At 36.0% G+C, this 14,854-nt stretch carries 13 protein-coding genes and 1 rRNA gene; 13 read left to right on the forward strand and 1 reads right to left on the reverse strand.

All coding sequences use genetic code 11. The features are described 5' to 3' along the window. The first annotated feature begins 69 nt into the window (after positions 1–69). From DDY94_RS05415 to DDY94_RS05475, 13 genes are all read left to right on the forward strand, one after another. Positions 70–1,476: a trypsin-like peptidase domain-containing protein gene (locus DDY94_RS05415; RefSeq protein WP_111683020.1), complete on the forward strand. Its 1,407-nt coding sequence runs from the start codon at positions 70–72 to the stop codon at positions 1,474–1,476. A gap of 138 nt (positions 1,477–1,614) precedes the next feature. Further along, positions 1,615–3,063 carry a glyceraldehyde-3-phosphate dehydrogenase gene (locus DDY94_RS05420; protein WP_111683021.1) on the forward strand — a complete coding sequence of 483 codons (1,449 nt, stop codon included), beginning with the start codon at positions 1,615–1,617 and terminating at the stop codon, positions 3,061–3,063. A gap of 136 nt (positions 3,064–3,199) precedes the next feature. After that, positions 3,200–3,718, forward strand: coding sequence for a hypothetical protein (locus DDY94_RS05425; RefSeq protein WP_111683022.1), 519 nt, complete (start codon positions 3,200–3,202; stop codon positions 3,716–3,718). Between the two features lie 5 nt (positions 3,719–3,723). Continuing rightward, positions 3,724–4,467, forward strand: a complete 744-nt coding sequence (locus DDY94_RS05430) for an LVIVD repeat-containing protein (RefSeq protein WP_111683023.1) — start codon at positions 3,724–3,726, stop codon at positions 4,465–4,467. Positions 4,468–4,602: 135 nt separating this feature from the next. Further along, positions 4,603–5,229, forward strand: coding sequence for a tRNA (guanine-N1)-methyltransferase (locus tag DDY94_RS05435; RefSeq protein ID WP_111683024.1), 627 nt, complete (start codon positions 4,603–4,605; stop codon positions 5,227–5,229). Positions 5,230–5,319: 90 nt separating this feature from the next. Further along, positions 5,320–6,006 (forward strand): tRNA (guanosine(37)-N1)-methyltransferase TrmD, encoded by a 687-nt coding sequence (gene trmD / locus DDY94_RS05440; RefSeq protein WP_111683025.1) that lies wholly within the window; start codon positions 5,320–5,322, stop codon positions 6,004–6,006. 340 nt (positions 6,007–6,346) lie between these two features. Then, complete coding sequence (rplS, locus tag DDY94_RS05445) at positions 6,347–6,697, forward strand: 50S ribosomal protein L19 (RefSeq protein WP_111683054.1); 351 nt, start codon at positions 6,347–6,349, stop codon at positions 6,695–6,697. 685 nt (positions 6,698–7,382) lie between these two features. Further along, a complete protein-coding gene (locus tag DDY94_RS05450) occupies positions 7,383–7,955 on the forward strand; it encodes a pentapeptide repeat-containing protein (protein WP_111683026.1) in 573 nt (190 codons plus the stop codon). A gap of 151 nt (positions 7,956–8,106) precedes the next feature. Continuing rightward, a complete protein-coding gene (locus DDY94_RS05455; protein WP_111683027.1) occupies positions 8,107–10,326 on the forward strand; it encodes an NADP-dependent isocitrate dehydrogenase in 2,220 nt (739 codons plus the stop codon). Positions 10,327–10,393: 67 nt separating this feature from the next. Next, positions 10,394–12,769, forward strand: coding sequence for a TonB-dependent receptor (locus DDY94_RS05460; RefSeq protein WP_111683028.1), 2,376 nt, complete (start codon positions 10,394–10,396; stop codon positions 12,767–12,769). A gap of 4 nt (positions 12,770–12,773) precedes the next feature. Continuing rightward, complete coding sequence (locus DDY94_RS05465; RefSeq protein ID WP_111683029.1) at positions 12,774–13,589, forward strand: DUF4249 domain-containing protein; 816 nt, start codon at positions 12,774–12,776, stop codon at positions 13,587–13,589. A gap of 60 nt (positions 13,590–13,649) precedes the next feature. Continuing rightward, a complete protein-coding gene (gene murQ, locus DDY94_RS05470) occupies positions 13,650–14,465 on the forward strand; it encodes an N-acetylmuramic acid 6-phosphate etherase (RefSeq protein ID WP_111683030.1) in 816 nt (271 codons plus the stop codon). Then, positions 14,449–14,685: a DUF6095 family protein gene (locus tag DDY94_RS05475; RefSeq protein ID WP_111683031.1), complete on the forward strand. Its 237-nt coding sequence runs from the start codon at positions 14,449–14,451 to the stop codon at positions 14,683–14,685. Before murQ ends, DDY94_RS05475 begins: the two co-directional genes overlap by 17 nt. A 60-nt stretch (positions 14,686–14,745) precedes the next feature. Here DDY94_RS05475 and rrf read toward each other — a convergent pair. Next, positions 14,746–14,853, reverse strand: a 5S ribosomal RNA gene (gene rrf, locus DDY94_RS05480). Between the last annotated feature and the right edge of the window lies 1 nt (position 14,854).

Consider the following 14,854-nt stretch of genomic DNA (forward strand, 5'->3'; position numbering starts at 1 on the left):
AGGAAAATGAAATTCAATAAATATCTAATTTTAATCGTTAAATGTATTAAACTTAAAAACTGAAAATTTATGAAGAAGATCTTAACTCTGGTGTGCGTTTCAGCTTTAGGTGGTCTGCTGACTTTAGGCGGATACAAGCTTCTAATCGAAGAAGAACAACCAGAACAACTAGCGGTAGAACAAGTTTCTGAATTGCCAATTTATGTTCCTACAAATACAACAGCTAATAATGCAATCGTTGAGACGCCTGATTTTGTGCAAGCTGCTGAAAAATCTATAGACGCAGTAGTACATGTAAAAAATACAGCTATAGTAACCGCACCGATGACGATGCAAGATTTGTTATTTGGTCGTAGTTCTCAGCGCGCTCAAGTTGGCACTGGAAGTGGTGTTATTATATCTCCAACTGGCTACATTGTGACAAATTTTCACGTTATTAAAAATGCCAGTGAGATCAGTATAACCTTAAACAACAATAGAGCATATATGGCAGAGCTCATAGGCGCAGACGAAGCCACTGATATTGCTTTAATTAAAATTGAAGCCGAAGAAGACCTTCCGTTTTTAGCCTTTGGAGATTCGGACAGTGCAAAAATTGGAGAATGGGTTTTAGCGGTAGGTAACCCTTTTAATTTAACCTCAACGGTTACAGCAGGTATCATCAGTGCGAAATCGCGAGATTTAGGAGGTCAAAATACACAATCATTTATTCAGACGGATGCTGCGGTTAACCCCGGAAACTCTGGTGGTGCGTTGGTTAATACCAATGGTGATCTCATCGGAATAAATACTGCTATTTCATCTCGAGATGGTTCCTATATTGGTTATTCGTTTGCTGTACCAAGCAATATTGCCAGAAAAATAGTGAACGATATCATGGAATATGGTAATGTTCAGAATGGAATACTCGGTGTTGTAGGTGGTGCCCTAAATAGTAATGCAGCCGAACAATTGGGCACTGATATTACCGAAGGGTTCTATGTTAGTGAAGTGACCGAAGATACTGGGGCTGAAAAAGCAGGTATCCAAACTGGAGATATTATTAAAAAGATAGACAACGTAGAAATAAATAAGTTTTCTGATCTATCTGGCTATTTGAAAACAAAAAGTCCAAAGGATGTTGTTAATGTCACCCTAATTAGAGACGGAGATGAAAAAGTTCTTCCAGTAACCTTGTTAAAAAACAGTATTGCTGAAATACCAATTATTGGGCGGGTAAAAAATGCTTCGGAAGAAGAATTGAAGTCATTTGGTGCTACTTATGGTGTGAAAATATCTAAATTCAATGAAGATTATAAATCAGACTGGCTTGAAAGTGGTATTGAAGAAGGTAACATCGTTACAAGAATCAATGGCAAAAAACTTTACTCAGCCGATGATGTTCTTCCAGCACTAAAAACCCAAGAATATAGAGGATCACTTCAAATTGAAGTTATAAATAAGGAAGGCGAAAAGGTCGTTTACAATTTCCGATAAAAATCTAATTTAAATCCATAAAAAACACCCTTCAAAGTACAATTCTTTGAAGGGTTTTTATTTTCGACGAAATATGCTACGAAAACGTTTGAAATATGTATTTTTGCGCCGAATTTAAAAATCACTAAATCACAAAAAATGGGTTTTAACGACACTTACGAAAAAGAGTTAGCCTTTCAAGCCGATCGTCGCAGAGCTACGGTCGAATTTATTAAAACAGTGAGCGACCTTTGGTATGATAATTCCATCGAACTTGTGCTCTTCAGAAATCAATTAATCGACAGAAAAGTGAGCGAAATCTTAAACTTGCACGAATACGCAGGTGAATTCGTTCAAAAGCCTATTTCTATTTTTGATTCGGTTGAAATTGCTCAAGCTATCAAAAAATTGAACTTGCAGCCTGCAAAGTTAGATATTGGTAAGCTCACCTACGAGTATCATCTTGAAGATAAAAAGTACGACAACGCCACTGCGTTTGTGGCTGCCAAGCTAAAAGAAGCGAAAAAGTCAAGATCCATTGAACCAAAAGATGTCATCCTTTATGGTTTTGGTAGAATTGGACGATTGGTAGCTCGTGAATTAATGACGCGTACTGGTAAAGGAAATCAACTTCGATTAAGAGCCATTGTAACCCGAGGTGATATTAATCAAACGGTATTAGAGAAACGTGCTTCACTCTTAAGAAATGATTCTGTTCATGGTGATTTTCCAGGAATGGTGAGCGTTGACGTAGAAAATAGCGCACTTATTATAAATGGAACTACGGTGAACGTAATTTCAGCAAATGCACCAGAAGATATCGATTACACCAAATATGGTATTAACAATGCATTGGTCATTGATAATACTGGAGCCTTCAGAGATGATAAAGCTCTCGGAAGACACCTCAAATCTAAAGGTGTCGATAAAGTATTATTAACTGCCCCAGGAAAAGGTGTCCCTAATATTGTACATGGTGTGAATCATTTAGAGCACAATCCTGATGAAGTGAAGATCTTTTCAGCAGCCTCATGTACAACTAACGCAATTACACCTGTTTTAAAAGCGGTTGAAGATTCATTTGGTGTGAAATCTGGACACCTTGAAACTATTCATGCTTATACAAACGATCAGAACTTAGTAGATAATTTCCATAAGAAATACCGTCGTGGTAGAGCCGCTGGCTTAAATATGGTTATTACTGAAACTGGTGCCGGACAAGCAGTTAGCAAAGCACTACCTTCATTAGAAGGAAAGTTGACTTCAAACGCCATTAGAGTGCCTGTACCAAACGGATCCTTAGCTATTCTGAATTTAGAATTGGATAAGAAAACCTCAGTGGAAAGCATGAATACTATTATGAAGAAGTATGCACTTGAAGGTGATCTTGTTGAGCAAATTAAATATGAAATGAGCGACGAGCTAGTATCTAGCGATATCGTAGGAAGTTCTGCGCCATCCATCTATGATAGCAAAGCGACTATTGTAAGAGCAGACGGGAAGAACGTTATTTTATACATTTGGTACGACAATGAATACGGCTACAGTCATCAGGTGATTAGGCTGGCAAAATATATTTCTAAAGTAAGACGTTACGCTTATTATTAGAATGTATCGAAAAAGGAAAATAAAAATCTTGCCATTGTGCAAGATTTTTTTTTGATAGATTTTGAAAAGTCTATTCATTTTGAACGCAACCTTTTTCAAATTTCTACATCTTTAGAATATACTAATTCAATCACCTATGAAAAGATCAATTCTATTAATTCTGGTCTCTGCACTTTTTTGTCTTCAAGCGTGCATAGGCTGGGGAAACGATGACGATTTCGTAACTGGTTTCCCATCGAATTCTAATTACGAACCTGTTATAATGCAGCGTACCGAGTTTGAAAACTCAACCTTACTCGTGAATACTTCCAGACCAATTGAAGACTCCGGTAAAATCTATGTGAAAGGCAATTACATTTTTATTAACGAAGTAAATGAGGGCTTTCATATCATAGATAATTCAGATCCTACGAATCCTACAAATATTGGATTTATTCAGGTACTTGGTTCTTCAGATTTAAGTATTAAAAACGACGTTTTCTATGCTAATAATGCAAGAGATTTAATTGCCTTCAAAATTGATGAAGCTACAGAAACATTAACGCTTACCAAACGCCTTGAAAACGTTTTTCCACAGATTTGGTCTCCTGCCGGACCCATGTATTATCCAATTGGAGAAAATGAAATTATCGTAGACTGGCAACCAATAAACTAATAGCAATGAAAAAACAAATTATATACCTATTTATAACAGCAATGCTATTAGGCTGCAGTACTGATAGTAGCTCAAATGACTCAGCATCATCATTTACAGAAACCGGACAAGGTGGTTCTTTAGCCAGATTTGCCCTATACCTAGACTATCTCTACGTTGTAGACGATAGTAATCTCAATGTTTTTAATATCATCGATAATGAACAACCTGTATTGGTTAATACGGTTTCTATTGGTTTTAATATTGAAACACTCTTCAACTATAAAGGCTATTTGTACATCGGATCGAGAAACGGAATGTTTATCTATAGTATTTCTAATCCAGAATTACCGACATATCTAAGTGATGTCCAACATTTTACAGCCTGCGATCCTGTTGTGGCCAATGATACCCATGCTTTTGTTACTCTACACACTAATATTGGTTGTGGTATAGATATTAATGTTCTTGAAATTTATGACGTCACCGATGTTACAAATCCGATATTGATCTCATCAAGAAATCTAACACAACCTATCGGACTTGGACTATTTGGTGATTACTTATTTGTTTGCGATGATGAAGTTAAAGTTTTTGATGTCTCCGATCCAGAGAATTCAAGTTTGGTAACTTCAATAGATGTAGATGCCTTCGATATCATAATTAATAATAATATCATTGTTCTTATTGGCGATGAAGGACTATACCAATACAGTTTAGATAATGAAAATATCAATAATTTAAATCATTTGAGCACACTCAACATCTAAAACCATCACTATTTACGTATATGAAATAGCCTCTCTTAGTGTGGGGCTATTTGCTTTGATAATTTATTTATAAAATGCTCATAAAATCATTATCTTGGCACCTAATAAAACTAATTCAACCAAAATTAATATAAGATGAAGGTCTTAACCAAACTTGCTGTAGTTCTTATAGTTACATTTAGCCTTACAACCATAGATGCCCAAAACAATGCCAACAATACAGACGATCAATATTCTCTAGACGCAGGCACGATTGATAGTCAATTTGAATACGTTTTTAGGAAGTCTGGAAACTTTAAAGGAACCAACGGACAACCTTACGAAGCGGTTAAACGCGCATGGCTTTTAAAACTTAAAGCGAATGTGTTAGATTCTTTGAAAACGACTTACAAGAATTTAGAAGATTCTAAAAATACGGTTGATGGCCAAGTAAAAGAAATTGCTGATCTCAAATCTCAACTCGGCGCTACACAGAGTACTTTAGACCAAACCAATACTGAAAAGAATAACATGTCGCTCTTAGGAATGCAGACCAGTAAGACCAACTACAATGTGATCATGTGGAGCATAGTTGCTATTTTATTTGCCTTGTTGTTGTTTTTTGTCTTCAAATTTAAAAATAGCAATTCACTCACTCGCGGCGCCAAATTAAAACTCGAAGAAGTAGAAAGCGAATTTGAAGAACACCGACGTGTTGCACTCGAACGCGAGCAAAAAGTGAGACGCCAGCTTCAGGATGAGATCAATAAGAATAAGGCTTGAAGTATTAAAAGGCCAGTTTATTAAAATTAAATCCGCAAGACCTGCGGATTTTTTAATTTAGTATACCTTTGCAATCCAATAATTCAATCTATGCGCATAGATATCATTACCGTTTTACCTGAATTGCTTAGAAGTCCGTTTGAGGCCTCTATTCTCAAACGCGCTATTGAAGCTAATTTGGTTGAAGTCCATTTTCATAACCTCAGAGATTACACTACCGATAACTATAAATCGGTTGATGATTACCAGTTTGGTGGAGGCGCAGGTATGGTTATGATGATAGAGCCCATTGACAAGTGTATTACGGGTTTACAGGCTGAGCGCAATTATGACGAGATCATTTATATGACGCCCGATGGCGAACGTCTTAATCAGGGCATTGCCAATCAGATATCATTAAAAGAGAATATTATTATCCTTTGCGGTCATTATAAAGGTGTAGATCAGCGGGTACGAGATACTTTCATTACTAGAGAAATCTCCATTGGTGATTATGTGTTATCTGGTGGTGAACTTGGAGCGGCCGTACTTTGCGATGCTGTCATAAGATTAATTCCAGGAGTTTTAGGAAATGAAACCTCTGCTCTAACCGATTCGTTTCAAGATAATTTACTAGCACCACCAATCTATACAAGACCTCGAGAATACAAGGGCATGAAGGTCCCAGAAGTTCTGTTCAGCGGTAATTTTGGTGAAATTGAAAAATGGCGCGAAGAACAAGCCTACAGACGCACTCAGGAACGCAGACCAGATCTTTTAAGAGACGAAAGTGAATAACGAAAGGCTAACTGATAAGTGATAAGTTGTAAGTAACAAGTGATAAGTGTTAGGTGATTAAAAAATAACTCATCAACTCATAAACTCATCAACTCATAAACTCATTAACTCATCAACTAATTAACTCATCAACTCATTAACTCATCAACTCATCAACTCATAAACTCATAAACTCATAAACTCATAAACTCATAAACTCATAAACTCATTAACTAATTAACTTTATTTCACTTTCTACTTTTAACTTCTAACTTTTTAATTATCTTTGCAGCCACTTTAGATTAACCTCTGGCGAAAATCGTGAATGTTGATTTATAGCAACCCTTATAAAAAAGAAAAAATGGATTCTTTAGTAAAATTTGTACAAGACGAATTTGTAACCAAAAAAGACTTACCAGAATTTAGCGCCGGTGACACGATCACGGTTTATTACGAAATTAAAGAAGGAAATAAAACGCGTACGCAGTTTTTTAAAGGTGTCGTATTACAGCGTAAAGGAAGTGGAACTTCTGAAACTTTTACAATTCGTAAGATGTCAGGTACTATTGGAGTAGAACGTATCTTCCCAGTAAACTTACCAGCATTACAGAAAATCGAAGTGAATAAGCGTGGTAAAGTACGTAGAGCACGTATATTCTACTTTAGAGGTCTTACTGGTAAAAAAGCAAGAATAAAAGAAGTTAGAAGATAATTTAACTCACATAACTTACAAAAAGCCTTCGTATTACGAGGGCTTTTTTAGTTATTAACTTTTGTTAATAAGTGGCGTTCATAAGTTGTGCATATTTAAAACATTGAAAAATTTGGAAATATTCAAGATAATGATACTTTAGCTAAACAATTAACAACAAACCTAGTTTGGTTTTGAAGATAATTTCAAATTAATGTTAAATTGTAGATAAAGTAACGTTCTTTATATAATGAGATTGTTTTTTGAGGTGAGTGAGCCGCTTGTGTAGGCAAGTGAGGCGTAACAAACCATGAAGCCCTAGCTCTGTAACATGCTTGCAGGTTGCATAGTGAAGGTGGAAAGCTTTGAAAAAGTAGCGGAATCGAAAGTGAACGTGAAAAGGATGAGCAATGTTTACGGACGTATGAGACACGCAAGTGAATGATAAAAAAGGAAACATCAAGAAAAACGTATCTTAGAAACGGCGTCCTTTCAGGTCAATACATTTTGAAAGTAAGGAAACGTTTCGTCGAGGCAGGAACCCTTGAACTGAAAAGGATGATGGCGCAAGCCATACAGCTGAGTTAGTGAAAACTAAATAGGTCACGTAAGTACTGTTTCAAAGAGAAGCCATGTCAGCGCAGTTTACTGTAGTGATATGGCTTTTTGTTTTTTTAATAATTTCATTCTGTTCTATATTTGCTTCATGGATTTACCAATAATAGACAATCAGACCTTTAACAATCAAGACTTTACAACTAACCTCCTTCCCAAAGCAGAATATAGCTATTGCACATTCGTTAATTGTAATTTTGAAAATTCTGATATATCAAACAATGTTTTTTTAGAATGCGAATTTCACGATTGTAATTTTAGTAATGTCAATCTTAAACACACCACACTGAACGATGTATTGTTTAAAGACTGCAAGCTTGTTGGTGTAAATTTTAGAGACTGCAATGATTTTTTAATGGCATTTAGCTTTGTGGATTGTAATCTGAATTTGAGTAGTTTCTCAGAGATGACTATTAATAAAACCCAATTCTCAACATGCAAAATGCATCAAGTTGATCTCACCTCTACCGAGGCTAAGTCTTGCCACTTTAATAACTGCGATCTCAAAAACGCCTTGTTCGAAAATTCAAATCTAGAAGGATCAGATCTTTCGTCTGCTTTCAATTTCGAAATTGACCCGTCTTCAAATCATTTAAAGTCAGCAATATTTTCAAAAGACAATCTTTTCGGCCTTCTAAAGCCCTTCAGAATTAAAGTAAAATAGATTTAGAAATTTTCACCTACTTAAATTATTAAATTCATAATTTTTTAAGTAAGCACTTATTAATCCTATACCTAGAAAACACAAGTGTTTTTGTATATTTGCACAGCTTAAAATTAAGCCTAAGTACTTTTATTTTATTTTTTAGAAACCTATGACCAAAACAGCAAAGATTGTTTATACAAAAACAGACGAAGCACCAGCTTTAGCAACCCGTTCTTTTTTACCTATTGTTCAATCATTTACAAAATCATCTGGTATTACATTAGAGACTAAAGACATTTCATTAGCTGCTAGAATTTTAGCCGTTTTTCCAGATTATTTAAATGAAGAACAAAAAGTTGCTGATGCCTTAGCGGAATTAGGTGAATTAGCAAAAAAACCAGAGGCTAACATTATAAAACTTCCAAATATTAGCGCCTCTATTCCACAGCTAACGGATGCAATTGAAGAGCTTCAAGCTAAAGGTTATAATATTCCTGATTACCCTGAGGATCCAAGTAACGCCACTGAGAAAGAGATAAAATCACGTTATGATAAAGTAAAAGGTAGTGCAGTAAATCCTGTTCTTCGTGAAGGGAATTCAGATCGACGAGCTCCTAAGGCAGTGAAAAATTACGCTAAGAAAAATCCTCATAGTATGGGTGAATGGACCTCAGTGTCTAAAACTCATGTCGCTACAATGGCAGAAGGAGATTTTGCACATAACGAAACTTCAGTTACAGTTAACGACGCTACAACTGTGAATATCGTACATACCGATAATGAAGGAAAATCAACCATATTAAAAGAAAATATCAGCTTATTAAAGGGCGAAATTATTGACGCCACCTACATGAGTAAAAGAGCTTTACTGAATTTTCTTGAGCACGAAATTAAGGATGCGAAAGATCAGGATATTTTAATGTCTTTACACATGAAGGCCACAATGATGAAGGTCTCAGACCCTATTATTTTTGGGCATGTGGTAAGAACATTTTTTAAATCTGTTTTTGAAAAGCATAGAGAAACACTAGAAGAGATTGGTGTAGATGTGAATAATGGGTTTGGTAATCTCTTAGAAAATCTAGAAGAATTACCAGAGGCTAAGCGCACTGAAATTGAAGCTGATATTAAAATTGCTTTTGAAAATGGACCAGATTTAGCCATGGTGAATTCAGACAAAGGCATTACAAATCTTCACGTACCTAGTGATGTTATTATCGATGCTTCGATGCCAGCTATGATCAGAACCTCTGGTCAGATGTGGAATAAAAACGGAGAACAACAAGATACCAAAGCCATCATTCCTGATAGTAGTTATGCAGGAGTTTACATTGCAACGATAGATTTCTGCAAGAAGCATGGTGCCTTCGACCCTACTACTATGGGAACAGTTCCTAATGTTGGTTTAATGGCACAAAAAGCTGAAGAATATGGTTCTCACGATAAAACTTTCGAAATTTCTTCAAACGGAAAAGTGGAAGTAATCAATGCTAACGGCGATATATTAACTAGCCACAATGTTGAAGCAGGTGATATCTGGAGAATGTGCCAGGTAAAAGACGCACCTGTTCAAGATTGGATTAAACTAGCTGTAACCAGAGCTCGCGCGTCTCAAACGCCAGCTGTCTTTTGGTTAGATCAAAATAGAGCTCACGATGCTGAACTTATAAAAAAGGTAAATCACTATTTGCCAAATCATGATACAAGTGGATTAGATATTAGAATCTTATCCCCTATTAAGGCTACTGAGTTTACACTGCAACGCGTTAAAGAAGGGAAAGACACTATTTCGGTTACCGGAAATGTTCTTAGAGACTACCTCACGGATCTATTCCCTATCCTTGAGCTGGGAACAAGTGCAAAAATGCTATCTATTGTTCCACTAATGAATGGTGGTGGTTTATTTGAAACTGGTGCCGGTGGTTCAGCTCCAAAACATGTACAGCAGTTTGTTACTGAAAATCATTTACGATGGGATTCTCTTGGTGAATTTTTGGCCTTAGCCGTGTCTCTAGACCATTTTGGTGAAGTGAATAATAACGCCAAGGCAAAGGTGTTAGGCGAAACTCTAGACGATGCCACTGAAAAGTTATTAGAATATAAAAAAGGTCCATCAAGAAAGGTAAATGAATTAGATAACCGTGGTAGTCATTTCTATTTAGCTTTATATTGGGCAGAAGCCTTAGCTAACCAGAATACCGACAAATCTCTTCAAGCTGAATTTATCGAGGTGTATCACCAACTATCGAAACACAAAAATGAAATTCTAAGTGAGTTAATTGATTGTCAGGGCGAACCTGTCGATATGGATGGCTATTACTTACCAGACGAAAAATTAGCTAGTAATGCGATGCGACCTAGCAAAACGCTTAACGCAATTATAAATTAAACTTAAGTTAAAAGAGCTTCATTTTGAATGAAGCTCTTTTATTTTTGTTAAGACTTAAAAAAATGCAATGAATAGAAAAACATTTCTTGTTTTTACGATCTTCCTATGGACTTCAATCAGCATTCTTGCTCAGGAAAAATTCACGCTCAGCGGAACAATTACAGATAGTCAAAGTAACGAAACTCTTATCGGTGTAAACATTATAGTACCTGAAATTCAATCGGGTACAATGACTAATGAATATGGCTTCTATTCTATCACATTACCTGAAGGGACTTACAAAGTTCAAATTAGTTATTTAGGATTTCTAACTATTAATGAGACCATAGTTTTGAATGCTGATATGACTAAAAACTTCAAGCTTCAGGAGTCCGCTGAAAGCCTAGACGAAGTGGTTATTGAAGAAGATGTTGAAAAGTTGAATATCAGAAAACCTCAAATGAGTGTTAATGCACTCTCAATTCAAACCATAAAAAATATGCCGGTGGTTTTGGGTGAAGTTGATGTTATAAAATCCATCACCTTACTTCCAGGAGTTACCAATGCAGGTGAAGGATCCTCAGGTTTTAACGTAAGAGGTGGCGCCGCTGATCAAAACCTGATCTTACTCGATGAAGCTACGATCTTTAATTCATCGCATTTATTCGGATTCTTTTCGGTTTTTAATCCAGATGCCATTAAAGACATCAAATTATATAAGGGTGGAATACCAGCTAAATATGGCGGAAGAATTTCTTCAGTTTTAGATATTTATCAGAAGGAAGGAAACAGTAGTGAATTTCATATGAATGGCGGAATCGGATTAGTTTCAAGCAGATTGCTTGCCGAAGGCCCTATCAAAAAAGACAAAGGCTCGTTTTTATTTGGAGGTCGAAGTAGTTACGCCCACTTGTTTTTACCACTTTTTGATATCGACAATGTTGCCTATTTCTACGATCTGAATACGAAATTGAGTTACAGATTAAATGAAAGAAACAGCATTTTCTTATCTGGTTACTTCGGAAGAGATGTATTCAATATTCAGGATAGCTTCGAAAACACCTATGGTAATACGGTCGTTAATTTCCGTTGGAATCATTTATTCTCAGATAAACTGTTTTCAAACTTATCATTGATCTATTCAGACTATTATTACGGACTAGACTTAAATTTCGTAGGGTTTGAATGGGAATCTGGTATCAGAAACTTTAATGTGAAATACGATCTGAAGCATTACATCAGTAACAACTTTAAATTAGAGTATGGATTAAATAGTATCTATTATAAATTCAATCCTGGTGAGATCAATCCAAACACTGAAGACTCAGGCATTAATCCATTTAAGCTTATTGATAAATACGCCTTTGAAAATGCAATTTATATCGATGCCGAGCACAAATTAAGCAATAAACTATCTGTGAGTTATGGTGCAAGATTCAGTACATTTCATCGATTAGGACAAGACGAATTAAATATCTACGAAAATGACAATCCCGTTATTTTCAATGAAGCTTTAGGAATTTACGAAAAAGCAGAACCCACCGGGACCGAAACATTTAGCAGAAGTGATGTAATTGCGTCTTTTGCCAATATAGAACCACGTTTCGCAGTGGCTTATCAGCTTAATGATAAGTCTTCTGTAAAGGCGAGTTACAACAGAATGAGTCAGTATTTGCACTTACTCTCTAATACAAGTTCACCAACCCCATTAGATGTGTGGTCACCGAGTGGTAAATATATCGAACCGCAATTGCTCGATCAGGTAGCCTTAGGTTATTTTAGAACATTTAACAACAACACGTATTCACTTGAAGTAGAAACATTCTACAAGAAAATTCAAAATCGAATAGATTATATTGACGGTGCTGATTTAATTGCCAATAACGCTATTGAACAAGTTATACTCAATGGAGAAGCCAGAGCTTACGGTCTCGAAGTCTTATTAAGAAAAAATGAAGGTAGGCTTAAAGGATGGTTAGCATATACACTTTCTAGATCTGAGCAACGTACACCAGGAAGAACGCCAGTTGAAACAGGTATCAATAATGGTGAATGGTATAAAACGCCTTTTGATAAAACACATGACATATCACTTACAACGAGTTATTCATTGAATGAAAAATGGTCACTGAGTTCAAATTTCTTATTTCAAACAGGACAGCCAGCGACTTTCCCGAACGGGCAATATGAATTTAACGGTATTGTAGTACCAAGCTTTGAAGCGCGAAACTCTAGTAGATTACCAGCGTATCACCGTTTGGATCTATCTGTTAATTATAATCCAAACCCTAATAGTCAAAAACGCTTTAAGGGCGAATGGGTTTTTGGAGTGTATAATGTTTATAACCGAAGAAATGCAGTAAACCTTACTTTTCGTGAAAACCGAATGTCGGGAACAAACGAAGCAGTTCGGTTAGCTATCTTCGGAATAGTGCCTTCGGTATCTTATAATTTTAAATTTTAACCAGATGAAAAAGGTATTTTCTTTACTAATAATTTTAACCTTAATCACCAATTGTGAAGACGTTATCGACGTGGACTTGAATACGGCTGAGCCGAGGTTAGTCATAGATGCATCTATAAACTGGTTCAAAAATACTACAGGCAACGAACAAAGCATTAGACTTAGTTTAACCGCCCCGTTTTTCGATGAATCTGTACCACCTGCTAATGGTGCCTCAGTGCAAATCACAGACTCAAATAACAATGTATTCAATTTTGTGGAAGATGGTCTTACAGGTATCTACAGAAACAACAATTTTGTACCTGTTATTGATGAGACTTACACCTTGACAATTGAATATGAGGGAGAAACTTATACCGGTACAGAAATTTTAAAATCGGTAGTTCCTATAGACTTTGTGGAGCAAGAGGACGAAGGTGGGTTTTCAGGCGAAGACATAGAACTTAAAGCCTTTTATACAGATCCTGCTAATATTGAAAATTATTATTTCTTCGAGTTTATAAGTGATATTCCAACAGTTCCTACTCTAGAAGTTTACGAAGATAGATTCACTGATGGTAATCAAATTTTCGGTTTTTATACCGAAGAAGATCTCGAATCTGGTGATCTTGTTACCATAAGAAATTATGGCGTATCTGAACGCTTTTACGAATTCATGTTTGTTCTGCTTCAACAAGGAAGTGAAGAAAGCGGCGGACCATTTGAAACCCAACCGGCAACTGTAAGAGGAAATTGTATAAACACAACGAATCCAGACAATTTCCCTTTTGGATATTTTCGTCTTTCAGAAGTTGATGAATTAATATATACTGTTCAGTAAATAGTAAGAAGTTAGCCGACTCTTAGTGTTTTCAGTTAATTTATTTCTTAACTTTATCCTATGAGCTTTACCAAAACAACGGAGCAAGATTCTCATTATAACGACTTAGAAAAAATGTCGGTTAATGAGATTATTTCTCATATGAATTCTGAAGATAAAACAGTACCTATTGCTGTTGAAAAAGCACTTCCCCTAGTAGAGATTTTGATTGAAAACGTAGTGAAAAAAATGAAAGATGGAGGGCGTCTATTTTACATTGGCGCTGGAACAAGTGGACGATTAGGAATTTTAGATGCTTCAGAATGTCCACCAACTTTTGGTGTGCCTAACGATTTAGTGATAGGTTTAATTGCCGGAGGTGATAGTGCCATCAGAAAGGCAGTTGAAAATGCGGAAGATTCTACATCTCAGGGTTGGATGGATCTTAAAGCGCATAACATATCCGAGAAAGATGTTGTAATTGGAGTTGCAGCATCGGGCACAACGCCTTATGTAGTTTCAACCATAAAACGGTGTAACGAAGAGAAAATCATTACCGGATGCATCACTTGTAATAAAAATAGTCCTTTGAGTATTGCCGCTCAGTTTCCAATAGAAGTAGTTGTAGGTCCAGAATTTCTAACTGGGAGTTCAAGAATGAAAGCAGGTACAGCTCAGAAATTAGTCCTTAACATGATTACTACGACCACTATGATTCGTTTGGGAAGGGTTAAAGACAATAAAATGGTAGACATGCAACTTAGTAACAACAAGTTGGTTGACAGAGGTGTTAAGATGATTATGAACGAATTAAATGTTACTGAGGAAGAGGCATCACAATTACTTGAAAAACATCAAAGTGTAAGAAAGAGTATATCATATGGACGAAAACAATAGAACCGATCGAAAAATACTGGTAAAGGGTTTAAAGCGGATGGCAATCTGTCTTCTTTTAATGTTTGCAGGTCCTACATTACTTCATATAGCCTTAAGTAATGACGATAAGCCATTATATATTCCTCTTCTTATATTAGCCATTATTCTCTGTATTGGTGCAATTGCTATGTTTTTTATTGGCCTTAATACTATTGCTGATAGTATATTCAAAAAGAAGTAAATAATTCAAATATTAAATTTTCAGCAAAAAAAAGCCTCCAAGAAAATCTTGAAGGCTTAAAAAAGGCGGCGACCTACTCTTCCACGATTGTAGTACCATCGGCGCAAACGGGCTTAACTTCTCTGTTCGGAATGGTAAGAGGTGAGCCCCGTCGCTATAACCACCTTAA

This window comes from Winogradskyella tangerina (assembly GCF_003260205.1).
GTDB classification, from domain to species: domain Bacteria; phylum Bacteroidota; class Bacteroidia; order Flavobacteriales; family Flavobacteriaceae; genus Winogradskyella; species Winogradskyella tangerina.